Consider the following 23,074-nt stretch of genomic DNA (forward strand, 5'->3'; position numbering starts at 1 on the left):
ACCGACGCAGTACCCCCACGAGAAAAGCATCATGAGAGTCATCAAGCAGGAAGACCTGATCCAAAGCATCGCCGATGCGCTGCAATACATCAGCTACTACCATCCGCTGGACTATATCCAGGCGTTGGGCCGCGCCTACGAGCGCGAGCAAAGCTCGGCTGCGAAGGACGCGATCGCGCAGATCCTCACCAACAGCCGGATGTGCGCCGAGGGGCGCCGCCCGATCTGTCAGGACACTGGCATCGTCACGGTGTTCGTCAAGGTCGGCATGGACGTGCGCTGGGATGGCGCGACGATGAGCGTGACGGATATGATCAACGAAGGCGTGCGGCGCGGCTACACGCACCCGGATAACGTGCTGCGCGCTTCGATCGTCAATCCGCCCGAAGGTGCGCGCAAGAACACCCGGGACAACACGCCGGCAGTGATCCACTATGAGATCGTTCCGGGCGACAAACTCGACGTGCAGGTGGCAGCCAAGGGTGGCGGCTCGGAAAACAAGTCCAAGTTCGCGATGCTGAACCCATCCGATTCGATCGTTGACTGGGTGCTCAAGACTGTGCCGACGATGGGCGCCGGCTGGTGCCCACCGGGCATGCTCGGCATCGGCATTGGCGGCACCGCCGAGAAGGCGGTGTTGATGGCGAAGGAATCGCTGATGGATCCGATCGACATCCAAGATGTGATCGCCCGCGGGCCGCGCGACTGGATTGAAGCGCTGCGCATTGAGTTGCACGAAAAGGTCAACGCGCTGGGCATCGGCGCACAAGGGCTGGGTGGTCTGTCGACTGTGCTGGACGTGAAGATCATGGCGGCGCCCACGCACGCGGCCAGCAAGCCGATTGCGATCATTCCGAACTGCGCGGCGACCCGCCATGTGCACTTCACGCTCGACGGTTCCGGCGTCGCGCGGCTGGATCCGCCGCCGCTGGAGGCGTGGCCCAATGTGCATTGGCAACCGAACACTGAGACCAGCCAACGTGTGGACCTCGATACGCTGACGCGCGAGCAAGTCGCCAGCTGGAAGCCGGGCCAGACGCTGTTGCTCTCGGGCAAAATGCTAACCGGACGCGATGCCGCGCATAAGCGCATTGCGGACATGCTGGCCAACGGCCAGCCGCTGCCAGTCGACTTCACAAACCGCGTGATTTATTATGTCGGCCCAGTCGATCCGGTGCGCGACGAAGTCGTCGGTCCCGCCGGCCCGACGACCGCGACGCGGATGGATAAGTTCACCGAGATGATGCTCGCGCAAACCGGCCTCATTTCGATGATTGGCAAGGCCGAGCGCGGCCCGGTCGCGATCGATGCGATCAAGCAGCACAAGGCTGCCTACTTGATGGCGGTCGGCGGCGCCGCGTACCTTGTATCCAAGGCAATCCGCGGCTCGCGCGTGGTCGCGTTCGAAGATCTTGGGATGGAAGCCATTTACGAGTTTGAGGTCAAGGACATGCCGGTCACCGTGGCAGTCGATGCCAACGGCACGTCGGTCCATCAGACTGGCCCAAAGCAATGGCAGGCCAGGATCGGCAAGGTTTCGATTGCGGCCGCGTAGTGAATCGGCGGGCCGCGCAGCTGCGCGGCTTCCCATTTAGCGGGCAACGGACTGCTCTATTCGATCAATGACTTGCACACCATCCGTGCCTGTCCCCAACAAGGAACCGATCATGCAAGGCGACAAAAAAGTCATCGAATATTTGAACGCTCAGTTGAAAAACGAACTGACAGCGATCAACCAGTACTTTCTGCATGCGCGGATGTACCGACACTGGGGATTGGACAAGCTGGGCAAGCACGAATACGACGAGTCAATCGGTGAAATGAAGCACGCCGACTGGCTGATTGAGCGCGTATTCATGCTCGACGGTTTGCCGAATCTGCAGGATCTGCACAAACTACTGGTCGGCGAGACCACGCAGGAAATCCTTGAATGTGACCTGAAGCTCGAACTGGCATCGCAAACGACCTGTAAGGAAGCGATTGCGTATTGCGAGTCCGTGCGTGACTATGTGTCACGCGAAATCTTCCGCCGCATCTTGGACGACACGGAAGAGCATATCGATTGGCTCGAGACACAACTCGAATTGATCAACAAGGTGGGCATCCAGAATTACCAGCAGTCCGTGATGACGGCCGTCCAATCTTAAGCGACGGCAGCCACCAGTACGGTGATAATGACGATGCGCAACGCGGCGCCGGTCGGCGTGTTCGACTCCGGAGTCGGGGGCCTATCGGTGCTGCACGCGATCCGTGCGGCATTACCCGATGAGGCGCTGCTGTATTGCGCCGATTCCCGCTACGCGCCGTATGGCGAGCGCGACGACACGTTCATCGCGGCGCGCACGCTGGGCATCGGCCGGTGGCTCGCGGCGCAACATGTGAAGGCGATTGTAGTGGCCTGCAACACCGCCACCGCGCATACCGTATCGATGCTGCGCGAGCGGCTACAGCTGCCGATCATCGGCGTCGAGCCGGGCATCAAGCCTGCCGCGTTGCAGTCGCGCACCCGCGTGGCCGGCGTACTGGCGACCGCCAGCACGCTCAAGAGCGCGCGCTTCAACGCGCTGCTCGCCCAGTACGGCGGCGATTGCCGATTCGTATGCCAGGCAGGCCATGGCCTGGTCGACGCCATCGAGGCAGGCGACATCGATTCGCCGGTCGTCATACAGCGTCTGTCCGCATGCCTGCAGCCAATCCTGGACGCCAGCGCCGACACATTGGTGCTGGGCTGTACCCACTATCCGTTTCTGCTAAATGCGGTACGCACCATTACCGCCGACCAGCTTCACATCATCGACACCGGCGAAGCCATCGCACGTCAACTGGTGCGACGGCTGACCGACCAGCAGTTACTGGCCGACACGGGCCCGGCCGCCGCCGCACACACCGAACCAACACCCGTGCCAACGCCGTTGCGGCTCGTCACCACAGGCGACGCCCGGCAATTGACTCGTATCGCTTGGCAACTGCTCGGCGTCAACGTAGCTGCCGAACACGTCGAAATAGCGTCGGAACCGCTTTATCTCAACGTGCCGGCCTGACGCGAGGTTAGCCGCCCCGCTGTTACAAAAAATCATCAATCTCGCTTGCGCACGTCGCCACAAAGAATGATAATAATTCGCATTAACTTTAGCTGTCAGCGCATCATGATCGTCTGCGTGTGCAAGTCTGTTTCTGACCGTACTATCCGTGCGTGGCTGGAGTCCGGTGCATCGACGTTCGACGAGTTGCAATTTGAGTTGGGCGTGGCAACGTGCTGCGGCAAGTGCGAGGAAACCGTGCGTGACCTGGTCGCCGCCTGCGGCGCGTGCCCTAGCCTGTGCGGCCCCGGCGCCCACCCGGCGCGTCATGTGGCGCCGGCGCCGGTTACGTTCTACGAACGCAAGGCGGCCTGACGCCGATTGATACCGGGCTGCAGCCCGATGCCGCGTCGGTTCTGCTGGATCCGTCTTTCTCCGTGCCAGCCAGCGCGACGCGCGAGCCAGCCACGCTACCTCGCCTCGCTCTCGGAGGACTTCATGGAACTGCTGCTTGGATTCGCGACAACGCTATGCATCTCTTTTCTGATTTTTCGACGTTGAGTTGGGCACACGCCGGTTCGCATCGAAGCAAGGTCGGCCATTGTCCGCGTCGCGCCCCCCGTGCATCTGCCGTTGGCCAACGCTAATATGCAGGTTTCTCCCAGTTTGGCTGGAGCACTGCGCTCCAGTGCAGCCTCGCCGATGAAATCGCGCCCCGTCGCGCATTACACGACCACGCTCGCCGTAGTGGCACTGCTGCATGCCGGCGTGATCGCATGGCTGGTTTATGGGCGTGCCGACACCGTCCCGACCGTGACGGTCGAGTCCCGGCCAATCATGGCCGAACTGCTAGCCCCGCCGGCGCCGGTCGCCGTGCAGTCCACGCCGACGCCGGCGCCGGCGCCCAAACCCAAGCCCAAGTCTGTGGTCACGCCGCGGCCCAGTCCCAAGCCCGTTGTCAAAAATCCTACGCCGGTGCCTACACCACCGATGCCGGTACGTGATACCCCATCGCAATCGGCGCCCACGCTGCCGGCGCCCCCAGCAGCGCCCGCGCCCGCGCCCGCGCCGGCACCGGCCGCCGAGCCCGCGTCACCCGCGCCGAGCCCTCGCCCGGCCGTCGCGCAGGGCGTACCCAAGGGCGTCGCCAAACTCGACTGCCAGATCATGCGGCCCGATTATCCCGCCCTGTCCAGACGACGCGAGGAAACGGGCACGGTGATCATCAATCTGGTCATCGGTCCGGAGGGCAAGGTGGAACGGGCCACGGTCAAGAAAAGCAGCGGTTATGATCGATTGGACGCCGCCGCACGCAATGCCGCGCTAGCTAGCACGTGCCGGCCGTACATTGAAAATGGGCAACCGATCCGGGTTACGGCCGACCAGCCGTATGTGTTCAATCTGGGCGACTGAGCAACGCCGCGCTGATACCGCGCCGCCGATGCGCCCATTGCCGAGTCCACCGCTCAACAGCGTCACCGATAACGAGGATCCGAAGGAAACACCATGCAGAACTACGGTATGGCCCACGTATGGGCGCAAGGGGATTTCGTCACACGCGGCATCGCGATCACACTATTGATCATGTCAGTGCTGTCGTGGAGCGTGATCCTAATGAAAGGATGGAACGTGCTGCGGTTGCGGCGCCTGACGCGTAACACCGAGCAGCAGTTCTGGCATTCCGACGATTTCACCGAAGGTCTCGTGAAGCTTGGCTCGACCGGCTCCAGCGCCGCCGATAACCCGTTTGTCGCACTCGCGCTGTCCGGCAAGGAAGCCGCCGATCATCACCACAAGAGCCAGCCCCACCTGCATGACCGGATGGACATTTCGGACTGGATAACGCGCTGCCTAAAGGACACCATGGACGACTGCGTCGCCCGGATGCAGAGTGGGCTGGCGATCCTGGCATCGATCGGCAGCACCGCACCGTTCGTCGGCCTATTCGGCACCGTATGGGGCATCTATCATGCGCTGCTGACGATCGGAGCAACCGGCGACACGTCAATCGATAAGGTTGCGGGACCGGTGGGCGAATCGCTGATCATGACGGCATTCGGCCTATTCGTCGCGATTCCCGCGGTACTCGGCTACAACGCGCTAACCCGCTCGAACAAGGCCGTGGTGACCAAGCTGAATCGCTTCGCGCACGGACTGCACGCGTACTTTGTAACAGGCGAACGATTGTCTTCGACGCTCCAGCGCGGCGAAGGCCCGCGACTGGCCACAGCCGGCAAATGAGCGGGGTACGACAATGGCCATGCCCCCCTTTGCGGACGACGATGACGACGGGCTGATGAACGAGATTAACATGACGCCGCTGGTCGACGTGATGCTCGTGCTACTAATCATCTTCATCGTGACGATTCCGGCGATCCAACACGCAGTCAAGCTTGACCTGCCGCACGCAAGCAGCCAGCGGCAAGACGTGCGGCCCGCGCACGTCACGGTGTCGGTCAATGCCGATGGCACCGTGTTCTGGGATAACGTCAAAGTGTCCGACGCTGAGTTGCAGCGCAAGATCGCCGCCGTCGCGCAGGCCAACCCACAGCCGGAACTGCATTTGCGAGCCGATCGCAAGGTCGCGTACGAGCGCGTAGCCGACGTGATGTCCTATGCGCAATCGGGCGGGTTGGCCAAAATCGGGTTCGTGACCGAGCCTAAGGCGCACTGAGTGCGGCGGCCGAGCCGACCGACCGGGGTGACCAGCTGGCAGGAACTTAAGGTTGTCCAAGAACACGGCGCGTCATGCCGCCTTTCACCATGACGGCATAACGCGCACGTCCTGAGCCCGAGCAACCCTGTCCCCGGCCAACGGCTAGGAGCTACTTTGCCGCCTATCGGACGCTGGGCTGCGGCTTGACCGGACCCAGCAAGCGCTGCACGCGGCGCTCAACGCTCGGCTGCGCAAAGCCCGCCGTGTCACGGCGCAGCATACGCAGCTGTGCCGCCGGCGCTGGTCCAATCGAATCGATGCTGGTTGGGCGCGAAGCATCAGCCAGCCCTGCTTCCACGAGCAACTTGGCTTCCAGCTTCAGGTTAGTCAGGCGCGCCGGAAATCGGCCAATTAGGACTGCAACGCGCCGCGCAGCACCTACTCGCCCAGATAGCCCTCGATCATCTTGAGCACCTGGCCGCACTTATCGTAGGCAAACGTGCCCGCACTCAGCACGAAGTCATTGGACGCGTACGTGTTGAAGTTGGGCTGAGCCGGGAATACCGATGATTTCAGTTCCGCCGCGATCACACGATACTGGTTCTTCACCTCGTCGGCCCAATTGAAGCGGTCCGGGAAGAAGCGGATCTTGGTCTTGTCCTCAAAGAACGTCGCAAACGACTCGTTCAGCCACACGTCGTCCCACCAATCCAGCGTGAGCAGATTCAAGCGATTGAACTGGTGCCGAGGTTAGGAAACGTAATCCAATAGGTCGTCACCCTATTGGTTATTCCGGTGGCTATGCGCCGCATACCTGAGACAAACCCGCCCTCGGGCAGGGCGTGATACCCTCCGTAAGCAGCCCCGCCCGCTGCAGTGGCAAATGTTATCGCACCGGTGCTCGCTGGGAGTGCACCGATTCCCACCGCACCTAAAACGGCGCCTCCAATCGCGTACCCTGCCGCCGCCCTGATCCGGTTCCCCAACAACCAGCCTGCCACGCGCCACCCGAATTGAGCAGCCCGTCCCCCCCATGAGCGCCCTCCAGTCAGCCCCATAGAATGGGCGACGTCTCGAACCAACGAAACCCCGGTGTCGAATATAGATTCGCCCAAACTCCGGGTGTACGCATTGATGGCATCGAATCCCAGCCAAAGCCGGGCCCGCGTTTGGCGTGCCATCGCCCCAGCCGCCTGACCTACTTCTGTGGCTCCTTCAAGTTGGCCGTGTAGATAACCCATTGCACCACCGCCCAATGCCGTCCCAACGAGCGCCGGTATATCCGCCGCCGTTTCAACGCCAACGGCTCGTGAAATACTTTCATATTCCCCCACCGCCACGCCGCCCGCATGGGCACCAGCTACGCTCGCTTCAGCATTTTGTTCCGCCCACCCTAAAACTGAAATCGGCGCGGTACCGGCCATTGCCACCGCGGCTCCAGTGTGCGAGGCGCCATGCATCTCGGCTGATACAAACGTAGTGGCCGCAGAACGAGCGCCGTAACTTAGGATTCCTCCACCCTCCCGTTGGATCTGGTGAGCCTGATGAGCGGCATGCCTTCGTGCAAGCCGTGAGGCGGCCGACACCGCAAATACCGCACCGCCAATGGCCGCCGCAATACCCACGCCCGCGACAACAAACGGCGCTGCGCCGACGGCTGCGGCAATGCCCCCCGCCACCGCGGCGGCCGCTCCTCCCCAGCGCAATGCCCTACCGACTTTGCTCAAGAAACTCAGTTGTTTGGAGGACGCCGTCGCAATGACAGATTCCTGGCGACGCCGGGTCGCATCCCCTGCGTCGCCGCGTCTGAATCGCTGGAAAGCTTTATAACCTTGGTAGCCCGAGTAAATGAGCCCTGCAGTCGCCGCTACCGCGCCGATGACCACAGCCGGCGCGCCCAACGCTATGGCGCCCGCCGCTACGATCGGCGCTACCCATGGCACCACCTTCGGGCCGTGCTTTTTTGCCATGGTTTTAAATAGCTGCCAATTCGATGCCTTTAACCCATTCGGATCCGCGTGGTTGATGGGATTATTTCTCACCATCGCGTAAAGATTCAGACCATCAACCGGTCCTGCTGGATCGGCACTTGCCCAGCGCCCCAACCACGGCTGGTAATAGCGATGGCCGTAGTAATACAAGCCCGTCGCATCACGCTCCTTACCTGCATACCGGACAAACTTATATTTCACTTCACAATCGTTGCCGCCCCACACCGCGGTGCCGCCGTACGGGTAGTATTCTTCGCGCGTCAGAATGCGAGCGTCACTGTCCAGCTCCAGGTTCACCGAGCCGATCAGATTACTCACGCTCCAGCGATATTGGTCGTTCGGTATCTGTGTGGGCTGCCCGGCATGCCAATGCAACACGCGCACCGCGCCGTCTGCAGCAGAAACCACGTCCAGTGCCTCTTCGACGTTCTCGCCCACGCGTGTCGTGCGAAGCTCCAAACCCGGCAGGTAGATCACCTCTTCGGTGCGCCACGTGCTGCCGGTCTTCGTGCGGCGCTGTTTCCACACCCGCATCCCGCTGCCATCGTAGCCGTACGTTTCCCGGTCATTGTCATCATCATTGCCGCGATCGACGATCGTCACCTGCCTTAACTGGTTGCGCTCATTCCAACCAACGGGCTGGCCGGGCTGCAATTGCAAACTGTTGCCATTACAATCAAAAAAACCGCCGCCGTCGATGTCTTCCGGGCGCAGATTGCCTTGTTCAGTCTGCGCGACACCGTAGTTGCTTCGGGTCGCAATCACGATATCGTTGCGATAAGCGTTGTCCCCCTGGCCTTGATGGCGAATCGCGGTGAGGTTGCCCCCCCGATCGTACGTATAGCTGCGGGTGTAGTTGGTCAAATTGATCGGATCGCGCTGCGGTGTCGGCAGGCCCAGCCCCTGACGGCCAGCCGGGGCGTTCTCTCGTCCGCTGGCCTCCAGCAATTGGTACAGCGCGTCGTAGCGGTATGTGTGCAGCGGTGCCACTCGCTGGTTGCGAAAGTGGCGGGTTGGCTGTGTGGCGTCGCCCACGGTCAGAATGTTGCCAACCGGATCATACGTATATTCCTGCGCTTGCAGCGGCGTGCCATCGTCGCGGCGCGTGTTCGTGCACAGCAGGCGTTGCGTTTGGGCTTCATAGTCGTAGGTCGTGACCATGCCGTTGCCGGCTGTCTGGCTCAGCCGCTGACCGGCGGCGGTGTACTGGATGTCGCCAACGATAATCTGCTCGTCACTCGCGTTGGCTAGTTTTAGCCAACTCATCTGTAGCCGACCCGCCACGTCGACACGAAGGCGCTGCCGGTTACCTTTCGCATCCGTTTGCCAGACCGTTTCGCCCAGCGCATCGTATTGCCGCTCGGTGGTCCACGCATCGGCCGACAGTTGAGCCGCCCACGCTGCTTCGTCTTCGCCCGCCCAATTAGCCGGGACATCCCGGTTGACCAGCAACTGTCTAGTATCCTGCAATGACTTCCCGCTTAGGGTGTATCCTGCCGTACGCACCTGGCCCGCCGAATCGTAATAGCGCGCCACCTGGCCTCTCAGATTATGCGCCGACGCCTGGGGCACTTGTTCGCCATAGAGGATGCGCTCGTGGCACCGCTCGACCTCTTGTGAAGCCTGAACGTAGGTGGCAACGGCACGCCCCAACGCGTCGCAGACCTGCCGCCATTGGGTGCCACGACCATCCTGGTTCCAGGCCATATGCCCTTCCACATCGAACAGCGCGACGCTCAAACCCGCGTCCACGCTGTCACGGCGCAGCGCGCGACCGCTCAATGAGCTGACGCAATGCACATTGGGTGCCACCGTAGGATCCTGCTGCTGCGCGTCAAACAGGCGCGCATCGGTCATCGACAGCAGATGTCCCAATTCCGTGTATTGCGCCACACTCACGCGCTCGTCCAACGCCGACGTGCTACTGTCGCGATTGTAGTGAAGCGTGCGAATGCCCAACCCGCGGTTGTCCATCACGTGTATTACCGGCGTGCCTTGACAGACGTTTTCCCAGTTGGTTTCGTTCATCGCATACCTTTCGTGTTAGTCCACCCTGCGTTGGCAGGATTAGCCAGCCGTATCGTTTTCATCTTCATTGACGACAAACCACGGATAAACACTCGTCCTGCGCTCATACCCTTTCGCGGTTACGACTCGCACCGCCCGCCCGATCGGGTCGTAGTAGGTGGTCTCCGCATAACCACAGCTGCGCATCGCGCGATCCACGACATACGCCCAGTCATTCATGAAGTAGGGTTGGTAGTGGCGCACCGGCTGACCCTTGTTGTCGTATTCGATCCGCCCCGACACAGCCCAGCGTGGTGCTGAACCGGTATCCACTTCCTTTGGCTTGCCATCGACATCGACGACAATCTCGCCGTCGGCAGTACGCTGCCACGCCAACCCGCTGGGCACCTTGGCACAGCCCTGCAGCGTGCGGCCAAAGCCGTCCGTATACGCAACATCCACCCGAACCTGCTGCTCTGTGTCATTCGGATAGCGGTCAGCGGTCAGCGTCACGGCGTTCACCGGGTTCCGTGTAGCGCGGGCGAGCGCTTGGCGCACAGGTTCGGAAAGGCGCTTCAGCACGCCGCCACGCAGCCCGTCACGCGCGCTTGCGCGAATGTAACCCTGGGGCGTGATGAACCGTTCAGCGATCAGTTGCTGCCAACATGCATCCACTTCTCCTGGCGACAGTTCTGAGCGGGACACCTGACCCATCCACGCAAACAGATCCGTCGCATGAACGCTCGCCACCCGCTGCGTCGAGGCCCCGGCTTGCTCAATCGCCTGCTCCACCGTCAGACTCGTTGGTACCGGAGCAACCGTGATGGGATCAAATCCCACGTCGCGCGCCTGCTCCGTGCCGTAGAATGTGCTGGCCACTACGCGGCCCATCGCATCGAACTGCACTTCATGGTGGTTGTCGTTGACATCCGTCATGCGCCACGGCTGCAGAAATCGGTAGTCGTATTGCGCCGACGTGGTGTTGCCCAGCGCGTCCTGTACCTGCGTGACCGCACAACAATACGGATCGTACGAGAGCTGCGTGGCACCGGTGAGTTTAGTCTTTTGCACTTCGCTCGGCACATAAAAGCTGTCTGGCCCACGGTAAGTGCGATAGCCGCTGGCGATCACCCACACCGGCGCTTCCACTGTATTGGGCACGGCCAGTACGGTGGGTGAAGCCTGATAGCCGGCGTCCACGAGCTTTGCGGTCAGCGTCGGCTCATCGAATAAGCCGCCGTAGGCGGCCAGGCTCGATTGATCCAACTCCGCGACTTCCTGGTGATCGACCAGCGCCAGGAAATTGGGGGCGCCCTGGGTGTCCGTGTCCCGGTACACCACCACGCTTTGACCGCCGAATACGCGCACCTGGTCATCACCCAACAAACCATCCGCCTGGCTTAGATTTTCAAAATTCAGCCCCCCGGCCGGCACGCGCGCCGCGTCGTAGGTCAACGCGTTGCTGCGTTGCTGCCACGGCAAACCCAGCCGCCACTGCTGGGGATGCGTCAGATGCCAAACGCTCGCGCGCTGCTCAGTGAGCCGCAGGCGCTGCTGCTGTGGGTCGTACGAACTGTGCCAGGCAGTATCTGGTAACGTATCCGGGTAAGGCGACGTCGCCGGTTTGGCGCGCCGGGGATAGTGAACCGTCACGCTATGCAGCGGCACACCATAGGCATCGATGCGCAAAGTCACCGTCTGGCTGACCTGTGGATCGCCCTCGATGCGCTCGTACGCATAGTCCAGCTGCTCCAGCGGCAACGGCATAGCGACCGGGGCGTAATCGCGACCCGCCGCCTGGACCTCGCGCACCTGATAACGGGCTACCGTCACGCGATAGGGCACCTGCTGGTGGGGCGCACCGTCCAAACCATAGATTTCGCTGCGCAATACACTGCCGTTTAACGCGCGGTATAGCCACCATCGGCGCTTTGCATCCGGATCGTCGAGCAACACATCCTGGCTTGTCTCTGCATCCCATCGGGTCAAACGGCTCGGGTGGCAAGCGAACGCTTTGGAGTCCTGCCAGGGCTCGCCGTACAGCGCCGTTTCGTCATCCTGCCGACCCATGTGGTACCAGGTTCGAGTCAACCGCGGCGGTGCCTCGCTGACATTGCGCCCCGCGGGCTTCGCATCCTCGCCCGTATCTTGTGTCTCGATGAAGCCAAACCCACGAAATTCCCGCTCCTGCCCGTCGTAGACACCTTGACGATACCGGTATTGCTGGACCCGCTGATTGCCGGAAATTTCATCGAGTTGGATTTGCCGTGACACCACGTGCACCGGAAACGGCAGACCACTGGCTGAGCACGTGCCTTGCTGCTTTTCATCGAGCCATTCCTGAGCCGAGCTGCGGTAGACGATCCGGTGCGCCATCCCCATGTTGTTGTTAATGACATTCATCAAATAGGGCTTAGCACGGGCGAAATCGTAGCGCCAATGCTTCGGGCTCGGATGGGGCACCGATAGCACGACGCTGGCCATGCCCTGCCCTTGGATATCCGCCACGCTGAGCGCACAGAGCCGGTCAAAGCGCACGCCCGGCGGCAAGGCCAGATCGACGGGCGGTGCAAACCCGTTGCCCGATTGATTAAAGAAAATACGGATGTGGTCGCTTTGCGCATATAACAGATCGGCCGCGCCCGATCCATCCAAATCCGCCAGGTACACGCAAGCAGGATCAAATTGCTGCGCATTGAAGGGCAATGGCGCAAAACTGAACGGCTGCCCAAAGCGGCCCCGCCCAAGGTTTGGCCAGACCGTCACCTCATCGCAGCGAATGCGGATCAGGTGTTGCTGGCCAGAGCCCAGCAGGTCGCAAAACGCCACCACCTCTCGTGCATCGCGCCCGGCAATGGGAAGTGTCGATGCCTGCTCCACGTTGATGCCGGCCGCAAAGCCGTGCCGCTTGTTTGCGTACAAGCGCACGCTCTTGGGACCAATGAGCGCGAGGTCGGACAGCCCCGCGCCCATCAAATCGGCCAGCGTCGCCTGCTGGTTGAAAAACTCGACGGGCAGCGCCGAGAACGGCGTAAAAGTCGACCAAGTGCCGTCGGGCGCCAAGCTAAAGTAGCCAGCCAGACCAGGCTGCGTAACAAGCCAGTCCAGCCTGCCATCGCCGTTGATATCCGTCAGCGCCATCGCCGATGACTGTAGTGACGGGATCTCGGGCAGTGGCCGCCACGCGTCGTAGGTCACCGCATCGCCGCCGCCGCTAGCCCGCATCGGCGCCCGGTAATACCAGAGGGAGCCAACTCGATACAAGAGGCCGGCGATGCCTTCGCCGTGCAAATCCACTAGTTGGTACGGATGCGCGTTATTCAATCCGGGAAAAAGTTCACATGGCTGCCACTGGCCCGATGACACCGAAGCGTCGAACGGCGTGTACTCCAGCTCCAGCGGCGGCAGTGATTGCAGCGTGCCGTCTGGCTCATAAGCGAGCCGTTGCACGCCAACGAGCCGGGTAAGCACCGGATTCTCGTCATACTCGAGCAGCAGCCTGGCGACTAGCGTGGCGGGCTCGCCCAGTTCTTCCGGAAAGTGATGAAACATCAGCGCCTGACGACATAAACGGTGATAACGCACTTCGAACCCGTAGTCGTAGCGTGAAAACGCATCGCGCCTAACCGGCCAATGCTCAGTCGCCAACCATGATGGCCGGGTTTGCGGGTCGGTACCACGCTCGCCGTAATCGAACACTAGCGAGAACAACCATGACTGGTCATCTAGCTTCGATGAAGTGAACAGATACAGTGCGTCGGCTGCCAACACGTTGCCGTACTTCACTTGGGCCAGGTAGCGATTGGCGGCATGGTCACGCCTCGCTTCACTGCCTTGCAGGTCGACACCGACATCATCCTCCGGCTTGTACCCATACCCAATGTGTTGCCCGTTGGGCGAGACCGATTCTTCGAGCAACCACACCGCGATATGCGACGGTTGCGCTGGATCGGCAATGCGGGCTGCGGTTGTTTTGCCAAAGCAATGCAGATCACCGCTCGCGTCATGAACGAGCCAGAAGTCACCGCCGTTGGCTTTGCCAATCCAATGCTCAATGCGCGCAAAACCGCGCTCGATGCGCGGAAAGTAACACGCCACCTGATAGGTGTCGTCCAATGCCAGGCCGTTATAGGTACTGACCTCAGCAGGTGGCACCACAGCGCCATCGGCATCGCGCTCCGGCTCGAGTACGTCGCCGCCTGGACCGACGAATGCGTCGCCGTCGCCGTATTGCGGCGTGCCGCGAGCGGTGTGTCGCCCAATGCTGGCTAGCCCGATGTTCCACCCGACGCCAAACGGGCCATTACCCCTGCCGCTCGCATAGCGCAATGCCAGTTGCGGCGCGTAGCCACGGCCGGCCGACACGGGCAGCGGCAGCGTCATCGTCGCGACGCCCGACGAGTCAACCGGCCCGAACGCCTCGCCCAGCCCACGCATGGCTCCGCCGCCTTTGGGTAGCGTCGGCTCGGATAGGGCGACATCGGAAGCTGACTGCGCTGACATAGTGACTCCTGAGGAATGCTGAAGTACTTTTTATCCTCCAGGCACTCGCCCAACGAGTGCCTGCGAGCAAATGTGAAGCAGGAACTACGCGTCTCGAATAATGTAATGTAGGTGCACGATGATGTCGTTTAAGTTCGCCACCACATCTCGTTGTGCGTTATCGTCCGTGCCCGCATGGAAAATATTGAGCGACAACGTGCCCTGAGTGACATCCATGCCCTCAAACGGCAAGAAACGGCTGTCGTTAAAATCGGTGACAAACCGACCGCTATCGTTCAGGCCGTGCGAGAGCGTCGCCGTCTCCGTCCCTGATGTCAGCGTCGCCTCGATGTCTTGATAGGGCCCCAGCAGCGTCGGCAGCGTTACCGCAACGCTCTTGATGCGACGTACCTTTTCTTTCATGTTGTAGGATTTGTCCAGCTCTAACACGCTCAAGTCCAGCGTGGCTTGGAAAACATTGTCCTGCAGCGACAGGCTCACGCCCCCGGACGGTGACACGGATTTGCCATCCAACACATCTTGAATGATTTTCCTAAAGGTACCGGCACCAAATAATGTATTCAATGATACCGTACGTGTTGCCTCCAATCCATCAGCACCACGTGCCAGCCACACGCTTTCAAGCTTTTGCAGCTCCACACTTAACCCTTCGCCCGCCAGCAGACCCTGCCACAAGTTGTCCCATACCGGTACCCGGAACACACCATCGGTGTCTTGGGTGCCCAGTTCTTTCACAAGCGCCGCTTTTGCCTGCAGGCATACCGGCAGCGTAACATCGTACAGTTGGTAATAGAGCGCGGACAGGCGCGCAGCCAGCCAGTTATATAAAGCTTGTCCGGTAAAACGGGTGGTCTGAAACTCGTACAGCGCCTGGGCATGCGCTTGCTCGGTCTCAGCCAATGCGATTTGTTTTTGGGCCATCGCAATTTGTTCGGTCAGGCTCTTGATTTGTGCATCCAGCTGAGTCACTTCATTTTTAGCAATATCATGCTGCAGTTGCCACTCTTGCTGACGGCGCTGATAGCTGGCCGTCACCTCCGAAATGCCCGCACTTTGATCCTGCGCGCTCGCCGCAGCCTGTGTGGCATGCGCTGCACCTAGCACAGGCGCACCCCATTGAGACCCACCGTTGGCCAGACCAAATGTATTCGGTGCCGCATTCGCGATGCCACCGGCAATCAGTAACCCCGTCGCCGCCAGATTGGTCGTCATCGCGGTGCTGCGCAGCGTCAAGCCAGCGATTTCCGCCTCGGACAAGTTACCGTCAATCAAGTTACGAAAGTGAGTTTGGCGCAATGTTGCGCCGTCACGGCTGGCTTGCAGCGCGCTCAAGCTATGTTGCAGCCCTTTCAGGTTACTTTGCTGCAAGTCTGCCTGCTGTTTCAGCACCACCTGCTGCTGCGTCTGTAGCAACAGCGTCATCTTTTCATTGTCCTGACGCTCAAGCGCTATCTGCAGGCTGCTGCCAAATTGCGTCAACAAACCCACCGCGTTGCGCGCACGATCTGCCAACAGCGGGTAACGCCAGCCCTGCACATGGCTCTGGCCGTCCATCGCACCGCTGCTGGCGCCGTCGCCTCCGGCTTGCTGGCGCTGTAGTTCAGCCGGGTCCACCGGCGTCGCATAGAGCGGCAAATTCAACGGTTGACCATCAAGACTCAAGTTATGACGCAGGTTATACAAGCGCAGTTCAAGTTTGTCCCAGTAGCCCAGCAACACATCGTTGTACGGCGGCAGGAAATGGCCGTCACCCATGTCGGCCGTGTCACCCGTGCGCAGCCAGCTCGCGAAGGTGAGTGAGTCGGATGGACGGCTGCGGGTCGGCTCGACAATCGCCCCCGCCTCGGCGCTCAATGTCGGATTGGGCCACGTGTTCGTGATGCGGATATCCGGGCGCGGTCCGAGCAGTTGCTGCGCCTGAATGTAATACATTTTGGCTTCGACTAGTGTGTCGCGCTCCAGCATCCGATACGCGTGATCGCCCCGTGCGATCAGCAAGTCCAGCGCATGCAGAAAGATCGCTAGCTTGTAGTGCATTGGGTCGGCCACCGCGATGACGTCTGGGTCCGTGGTCGCCGGCTGGCTCGTGTCCCAGGCAGTGTCAAGCTGCAGCGGCATCACATTCCAATAGCGTGGATTGTCGTTGTCATCGTGCGGATTACCATCGTCATCGCGATAGCCGCTGCTATTAAAGATACGCTTAAACCAAGTGTTTGCCTCGTCATACCGTTGTTCGGTTTGCATCCGTACGGCCACCAGGAACGGGATATGGAAGAAAATTTCCCAAATGTACATTCCGTAAGGGCCGCTAAACGCGGTTAGACCGCCTAAATCCTTTTGCAAGCTGTAATTAAACAGCGCATCCTGCCGATCAGAAAAAAGCTTAGCCAAATCGACATTTTTTGGCAGCTTCAGTATAATTTCTTCACCACTTGGCAACTTAAAATTTTCAGATTCAACAAATTCCCCGTAGCTATCGTAATTTATAAAATTTTTTAATTTTTCAATTTTTTTTAAATTATCGAAATTTGTATTGCATGCAAATTTTAAATAATTAGAGCTAGAATCGCCCACCCCATGAGCAATTTTCAAAATCTTTTTTTGAGAAAAATCATTATTATTTAATATATACCTCCCCACATCCTTTAATTCTTTAAATACATTTCCAAATTCATCTACCAGCGTAACTCCAAAGCTTGGTCTTGCACCCGTATCAGAATTGATAAAAACGAAATAATCTCCAGAAAATATAAATTCTGCATCAGAAGTATATTGCGTTTTTACATGTTGATCTTCAACGGTGCCAGTTACACCTTTTCTCTCAATCTCCTCAAAGTGACATGCAAACATTTTTCCCTTTGAGCCCCAACTAAAATTATTATCCATACCCCAAATATTTTTGGCGTAACTAAATCCCTCACTGCCCTTATCTATTTTGTTATACCAGCAAACATTCAATCTATTTTTATCCCAAAAGAGCTTGACCAAACCCTTATACGGATCCCCGATTCCAGCAGTTATTTCCCGCCACTCAGTCCACTGGTCTGGCACCAACTTACCATTCGCTCTAGTGACTAGCGTTAGCTTTCTCCAATAAAATTTGTAAGGCTGACTTTGAGTTCGTGCTGCAAAAAATACAGCCTTTTCATCCTCGCCTTTGGCCGCATTAATATACTCAAGGTTGGCAAGAGTATTATACTCAGTTAGATACTCACCTAACTTTTTCTGAACCAGCGAGTCACTTAATTTCCCTTGCGATATCCCTTGCTCTAGGGTCCGAAATAGCTGGGTCTTATTCAACCGCAGCGTGGGATCGATATAATTTCCCGCATAGAACCTAAGCCGCTCCTTACCAGCCCACGTGCTGTAACGTCGATTAAAAGCGTCCCAGTTGTACAGGAACTTATCCTGTGCAAAGTAAGGCTTCGCGGTGCTCGCCAACTCGCCGTCATAGCCTTCCATCGCCCGATGGATAAACAGCTGCAGGCTGCTAATCGCTTCGGCCAGTGGTGACGTGCTCACACGATCGCTGATTTGGGTGTCCAGCAGCAGATACTCGTACAAATCATTGGCGGTATGGATGCTGTCCTTCAAACCCGTCGGCACCTGCGTCGCAATATAGTGATCGACCAGCGCGTCGCGTCGCGCTTCCTTTAAAGTTTGGGAAAATAGCGAAGCTGACATAACTGATTTCCTTTGAATTCGATTATTGATGGGCGCTGATCCCTGCACTTAGATTCTGAGCCACGGCCGCTAATAAGGTACGGTCTTCAGCGGACGGGTCGGCCCGCATCATCGTCTGAAGTTGCTCCAACGTGGTGGTCCCAACGTTCAGCGCTTGCCCCACACGCAACCACGTTAGCAATTGCCACAGCACATCAAAGCCTTTCGGCCATGTGTTTTTTCCCAATAATGAGGCATTCATTTGCGCGACGGTCTTCGTGTCCAGTTTATGCAGCGACGCGATCAGCGCGGCGGCCGCGTCAAACGTCATCTCCTGAGCATTGAGCTGATCAAAACAGCGCATCGCCTCATCACGGGAAACCACAACCTGCGTTTGCCACTGCTTGAAGCGCGACAGCGTCAATAGCAATGTCATATCCGGTGCAGGAACAGTGATGGCTCCGGCCACCAGGCGGTCCGGGTAACTTGTGAGCAACTGCAAGTCTTGTTCGGTCAACGTCAGCCATTGCGCAATCAGCACCAGCTGACTGAGGCGCTGCGTCGCCAGTACAAGCGCCGTATCCTTTTGCAAGTCGTCCAAACTCACGTTGGCTTGACTGAATCGTGTTTGAATGGCATGCCAGTAGTTAGCCAGCGTATATGCATTCTCTGTATCCACTGTGAGTTTCTCTAGCCACGTGGTCACTCCACCCATTACATTGCTTTTGAGATTGAAGCCCGCACCCAACGCACGCAATACTTTTTGCTGCAATCCTTCGTCCAGCGCGTCCTGCCGAGTGGCAGCGGTGCTTGAGGGATTGACGCTATCACAGACGTTTTTCAGAAAATTAAACATCTCCGCGGTAGCCGTGCCGCTCCAAACAGTACTCACCATTCCCTGCAGCTGGAGCAGGTTTAGTCCCACTGAAGCCATCCAGTCCAGGATCTTTTCCGTGCGGCTCAAAATCGCCAAGGGCGCCAGCGACTGCGGCTGCCCTAGCTGTTCCAACAGTGTGTCCTGCCCACCGGCCATCAAGCGCCACAACACTTCGGTTTGTGTGAATGTCAGCCCTAGCAAACGCGGAATTGCACCAAAGCGATACAGCTGACCTGCGGTGTGTTCGTCCAATGTAAATTTGCCTGCGTCCCCGAAACACCAACGGCCAATCCGCTCGAACTCGTCGCTGGTCACACTCAGCGCCTTGCAACAGATAGCGGACAGCGCATCCTGCTGATCTCGTGCATAGTTCACCGTTGTGCCCAACGCAATCGTGTCACCACCGTCGGCCGGGCGGAACGCGGACGCGTAAAAGCTAGGCACTTGACCCGGCGCATACGGATTTGCGGCACCGATAAAAGTCACAAACGTGTTGACGTCCAAACCGTAACGCTGTTTCAGCCGCACATATTCGGCCAAGGCTTCCAGCACGGGTTTGTCCAGTACCGGCTTATTGTGATGTTCCGGTACGCAGCGACTCGCATTGACGATCACCCAATCCAGCGCCTCAAACGATAAGCTGGTTAAGTTGGACAGGCGCACCAGTTTTTCTGCACGGCCTGCCAACTCGACCACCGTCTCATCCGTCAAGTTCAAGTTTTTGCCATCTTTCTGTACCCACAAATAGCGGGCTGGGTCCGTCTCAGTGTCGTCCAATGCACCATTCAAATAGGCTGCACCGTACTCGTTCACTCGAACAGGCTCTTGCTTGCCAAACTGTAAAAAGCGACTGCGCGCGCCGCTTTCCTTGCCGTTTTTATCGTAAGCGTACTGCGCGGTCAGCTCCAGCAATTGGTTAAAGCGCAGGCGGGTTTTTTCACAGAAGATGGCAATTGAATTGAGCGTCGTCGCTAACGAGCCCGCACTGCGCAAACTGGCGTCCTCCATACCGTAATGGTCGACGATATCCGTTTCGCTCAACTCAGTGTTGGTCATCAGCTGATAGCTGACCGGCGTCAGCGACAACGTCTCACGCGCCGGTGGCGAGGGCTGCTCAAATACGACTTCGGGAAACGGCGTTGAGCCGTCTTCGATCGGATTGCCTTCGGCATCTTTGCACATCGTCACCAACAGCGCCTTATCCCGTGGAGCCGTTACGGTTAGTGCGTCTTTCCAGTTGGACTGACCGGAAGTGTCTACCCCAACATACCCTTTATCGGTCTTCAAATAGTATTGATTTTTTTGCCTGCCGGGTATCAGCGTGATCGGCAAATGAAAACTGGGTCGAGGTTGAGTGCCACCCGATCGGCTTGCCATCTGCGCAAAATCCCCGTCCTTATCGGGATTGGTATTGTGATTGCCTCTTAGAAAGCAGCCATTTAACACGTTGGCGGAGCTACCTGCCATCTGTGTCCCGTCCGGGACACCCAAGTAATAGCAATGTTGTTCAACTGACCAGCTCAACACCAGAGGGGCTACGATGGCTGCGGCTGCATGATCAGCATTGCCCGCGACCAGTTGCGCGCCAATGATCCCACTGCCGTTTGTATAATGTGACAGATACACCATGGGCTCTGTGTCGCCGTCTAGCGCTTGCAGATAAAATACATTGCCCGTCAGGTAATCACCGTCTGCCCGCGCACTCCCGGCGCGACGGGCAGGACCGAACGCAGAGACTTGCTGCGAAACGGCCTGAGCGGTGGCATCGGTCAGCGTGTCCCACAGGCCATTTAACGTTCGCGCCTGAGCCGACAACGCGGCATTGATTTGCGCCAAATTGTCGTCGTAGGGCAGCGTCATCGGAAAATATCGATCAGACAATGCGTCGATATGCTCACCGCCCGATTGCAGCACCTGCAGCAAAAGATCGAGCGACGTGACCTGTTGCTGCATCGTGGTTTCGCTCAACACCAAGTTTTTTAGATCCGGCCGACGTTGATCAATATGCAAACTGCTGGAATTTGCATCGTGCAGTGCACTCGCCACGCGGTACAGCGCGGCAGCATAACGGCCTGGTGAAAACAGCGATTGAATGGAGGCAGCGTCCGCATAGGCGCTGGCTCGCTCCATCAAATCAGAGAAGTCGCCATCACCGCCAATATTGCGAACCAGCGCCTCTTTTAAGGCGGGCGCGTCAGGCTGGGTGTTGAGCTTCGCGAGTCTTTGGATCACCGGCTCCTGGCGCAGTTGCCAGGCGCGATAAAGGGCCTTCAAATTGGCCGCGCGCTCACGCGCCTGACAGTACACTGCGCGAGCATCTTGCGCAGTTAGAGATGGCACGGATTCGATAAAGGCGGCACGACTGATCGTCGCGATGTCGAACACATTGCGATAGCCGGCATCAAGCAGCCGTTGGTCTGGATTGCCCGACTGAAAGGTGAGTAGGTCTGCCATCTTTTTTAGAACGCTAAACAATAAGGGAATAAGTTGGGAAAGGTGGGTACGTGCCTTAGAACAACCACGCCACTTTCCAGTTCGAATGCTGCAGCGCAAGCGATTTTGGCCTTATGAACCGTTGTAAAATCGACGCAAACAACATAGCAAAACGCATTTTTTACGTTGTACTCATCATTTTACATAAAAAGGGTACCACGCTTGGTTAGGTCAGTGTTACACCCGCGGCCATCTAATCGAGCCTGCCATACGAGAGATTGATTGCCTCAAACGACGGCGCTCAACACCTACCTATCTTGAATGCAAAACGTCGTGATGACGCACAACACGCTCACAGCAAAGCTGTCCCGCTGTACGTTAAGCGGACAAAGTTTGGGAACGAAATAAAACAGGAAAAGTAGACTTGCCACGCAGGCGCGAGTCTATGATGCTCAAGCTGGGGTACTTCTTCATTTTCTTCCCTCCAGACGTCGTTTGTATTCAGCCGAAACGGTTACTGCGATGCGCCCGTTCGCTGGCAAATCACCTCATCATTTGACTGCGACTCACCACGTATCCAAGCGTCGTGCTCAACTGCCATATGCCGCTTCGACACCTAAGGTAGCAACCACTATAAAGCACTAGCCGGAAAGCATTCAAGCAAATTCCCTTTGTTCAATGCGACAAATTGTCGTGGGCACCATCAGACGTTGGCCTGAAAAGGCTGCACCGCCTCGCAGAAATTAAGGTCACTGAAGACAGGAAGTGAATTTGCCCCCGTACTTCCGGATACCTTCTCACACTAAGGTTGATGAATCGGTCCTGCGCCGGAACTCGCGCGGCGAGTGGTCTTTCAGCGGGCTATGCGGGTACCTTTCGTTGTCGTGCTCAAAGGCGACGAGACGCTCGTGTAGCTTCTTAGCCGTGATGCCGGGCTTGGTTTCAAGCCATTGCTGTATTGTCGGCCACGTATGCTCGAATGATCTCGTACCGACTGTCAACGCTTATTCACGGCCAGAAACGATGCTCTACGCTGATTGTGGCATGGGCTGGTGTTTCATTCGTGGCCGCTTGAAACTTGCACATTCATGCGCCACCATCTCGTTACGCTTGCCTGCGCCAGCCCGAACCCTGCAACCATGGGCTTCACATCGTCGGGACGAACATTGCAGGCTCTCCCACGTTCTTGAGGTCGCTGGGCTCGGTGCCCGCAGGCAAGAGTACCAGCGGCAGTGAAGGCGGGAGCTGAACGGCGAGTCGGAGCCGCAGAAGCTCCTCATGATCTTCCTCATCGGGTTCGCTCTGCGCCCGGATTCAGCCAAAAAGACTCTGAATCTGATGGTGCGGAGTCGACCCGCGATCACTTCATCGAGGCACTTTGCAGCTTCGTCATTGACTTGTCCCTCCGCGTCAACCCCGCACCTCTATAGATACCTGGATCTTCCCGGCTGCGCCAAGTGTGGGCAACGCGCGCCTTCGGTGATGCGTCGCTCTTACCTCGCCATCCTGCCACGCTGTGCCAAGACTGGCCAGGAAATCTGCCAGGGGAGCGCGAGCAGGGGTTGTTGCCTGCGGCAGCGCTTGTTTCGGCGACGCCTCGCCCACAGGCGTGCTCGCGCTCGATTGGCAGGCGCGCCGCACCTCAGCGACACTACGCTCACCCGCCAGGCTCTCTAATTGCGTTTCAAGCCGCGCGATCTGCCGGTCCAGCTGCTCACACTTGCGTCCGAATTGCATGCGCTTGAGTTTGTCGATCTGCGCCTTGAGCTGCGCAGTCTCCAGATCGCGCTCAGCAAGCTGAGCACGGGCCTCGATCAGATTGGCTATTAGCAGCGTCACCCAAATCGTCGGCTCGGCGCGGTTCATTATGAAGATTACGTCATGTAACGCTGCTTCGTCGGGGCATTTTCGCATAAGTCTCCTC

The 23,074-nt window shown here is 58.4% G+C and carries 13 protein-coding genes and 1 pseudogene; 7 read left to right on the forward strand and 7 right to left on the reverse strand.

The genetic code is table 11. The annotated features are described in order from the left end of the window. The first annotated feature begins 31 nt into the window (after window positions 1-31). From KQH55_RS07535 to KQH55_RS07565, 7 genes are all read left to right on the forward strand, one after another. Window positions 32-1,555, forward strand: coding sequence for a fumarate hydratase (locus tag KQH55_RS07535; RefSeq protein ID WP_235090530.1), 1,524 nt, complete (start codon window positions 32-34; stop codon window positions 1,553-1,555). Between the two features lie 112 nt (window positions 1,556-1,667). Then, entirely contained in the window at window positions 1,668-2,147 is a 480-nt protein-coding gene (bfr, locus tag KQH55_RS07540; RefSeq protein WP_076797216.1) for a bacterioferritin, read from the forward strand. A gap of 27 nt (window positions 2,148-2,174) precedes the next feature. After that, window positions 2,175-3,041: a glutamate racemase gene (murI, locus tag KQH55_RS07545; RefSeq protein WP_235090531.1), complete on the forward strand. Its 867-nt coding sequence runs from the start codon at window positions 2,175-2,177 to the stop codon at window positions 3,039-3,041. Between the two features lie 105 nt (window positions 3,042-3,146). Continuing rightward, entirely contained in the window at window positions 3,147-3,395 is a 249-nt protein-coding gene (locus KQH55_RS07550) for a bacterioferritin-associated ferredoxin (protein WP_076795494.1), read from the forward strand. A 327-nt stretch (window positions 3,396-3,722) separates the two neighbouring features. Beyond that, a complete protein-coding gene (locus KQH55_RS07555) occupies window positions 3,723-4,433 on the forward strand; it encodes an energy transducer TonB (protein WP_235090532.1) in 711 nt (236 codons plus the stop codon). 93 nt (window positions 4,434-4,526) lie between these two features. Continuing rightward, window positions 4,527-5,261, forward strand: a complete 735-nt coding sequence (locus KQH55_RS07560) for a MotA/TolQ/ExbB proton channel family protein (RefSeq protein WP_235090533.1) — start codon at window positions 4,527-4,529, stop codon at window positions 5,259-5,261. A gap of 13 nt (window positions 5,262-5,274) precedes the next feature. Continuing rightward, window positions 5,275-5,694 carry a biopolymer transporter ExbD gene (locus tag KQH55_RS07565; RefSeq protein ID WP_235090534.1) on the forward strand — a complete coding sequence of 140 codons (420 nt, stop codon included), beginning with the start codon at window positions 5,275-5,277 and terminating at the stop codon, window positions 5,692-5,694. Window positions 5,695-5,857: 163 nt separating this feature from the next. Here the strand turns inward: KQH55_RS07565 and KQH55_RS07570 are convergent, their stop codons facing one another. The 7 genes and pseudogenes from KQH55_RS07570 to KQH55_RS16865 all read right to left on the reverse strand — a co-directional run bounded on the left by KQH55_RS07570 (window position 5,858) and on the right by KQH55_RS16865 (window position 23,016). Next, window positions 5,858-6,040 carry a hypothetical protein gene (locus KQH55_RS07570; RefSeq protein ID WP_235090535.1) on the reverse strand — a complete coding sequence of 61 codons (183 nt, stop codon included), beginning with the start codon at window positions 6,038-6,040 and terminating at the stop codon, window positions 5,858-5,860. 77 nt (window positions 6,041-6,117) lie between these two features. Next, window positions 6,118-6,402: pseudogene (locus KQH55_RS07575) on the reverse strand (M1 family aminopeptidase); the annotation flags it as partial. After that, window positions 6,402-9,695: an RHS repeat-associated core domain-containing protein gene (locus tag KQH55_RS07580; RefSeq protein WP_235090536.1), complete on the reverse strand. Its 3,294-nt coding sequence runs from the start codon at window positions 9,693-9,695 to the stop codon at window positions 6,402-6,404. The pseudogene KQH55_RS07575 and the gene KQH55_RS07580, both read right to left, overlap by 1 nt. 39 nt (window positions 9,696-9,734) lie before the next feature. Then, window positions 9,735-14,177 carry a SpvB/TcaC N-terminal domain-containing protein gene (locus KQH55_RS07585; protein WP_235090537.1) on the reverse strand — a complete coding sequence of 1,481 codons (4,443 nt, stop codon included), beginning with the start codon at window positions 14,175-14,177 and terminating at the stop codon, window positions 9,735-9,737. Window positions 14,178-14,261: 84 nt separating this feature from the next. Continuing rightward, window positions 14,262-17,861, reverse strand: a complete 3,600-nt coding sequence (locus tag KQH55_RS07590) for a neuraminidase-like domain-containing protein (RefSeq protein ID WP_235090538.1) — start codon at window positions 17,859-17,861, stop codon at window positions 14,262-14,264. Window positions 17,862-17,883: 22 nt separating this feature from the next. Further along, the gene (locus tag KQH55_RS07595; protein WP_235090539.1) at window positions 17,884-21,270 is read right to left on the reverse strand and encodes a Tc toxin subunit A; all 3,387 of its coding nucleotides are present in this window, start codon (window positions 21,268-21,270) and stop codon (window positions 17,884-17,886) included. A gap of 1,290 nt (window positions 21,271-22,560) precedes the next feature. Continuing rightward, entirely contained in the window at window positions 22,561-23,016 is a 456-nt protein-coding gene (locus KQH55_RS16865) for a transposase (protein ID WP_373566376.1), read from the reverse strand. Window positions 23,017-23,074 lie beyond the last annotated feature (58 nt).

It is taken from the genome of Mycetohabitans sp. B3 (assembly GCF_021498065.1).
In the GTDB taxonomy this organism is placed as follows: Bacteria; Pseudomonadota; Gammaproteobacteria; order Burkholderiales; family Burkholderiaceae; genus Mycetohabitans.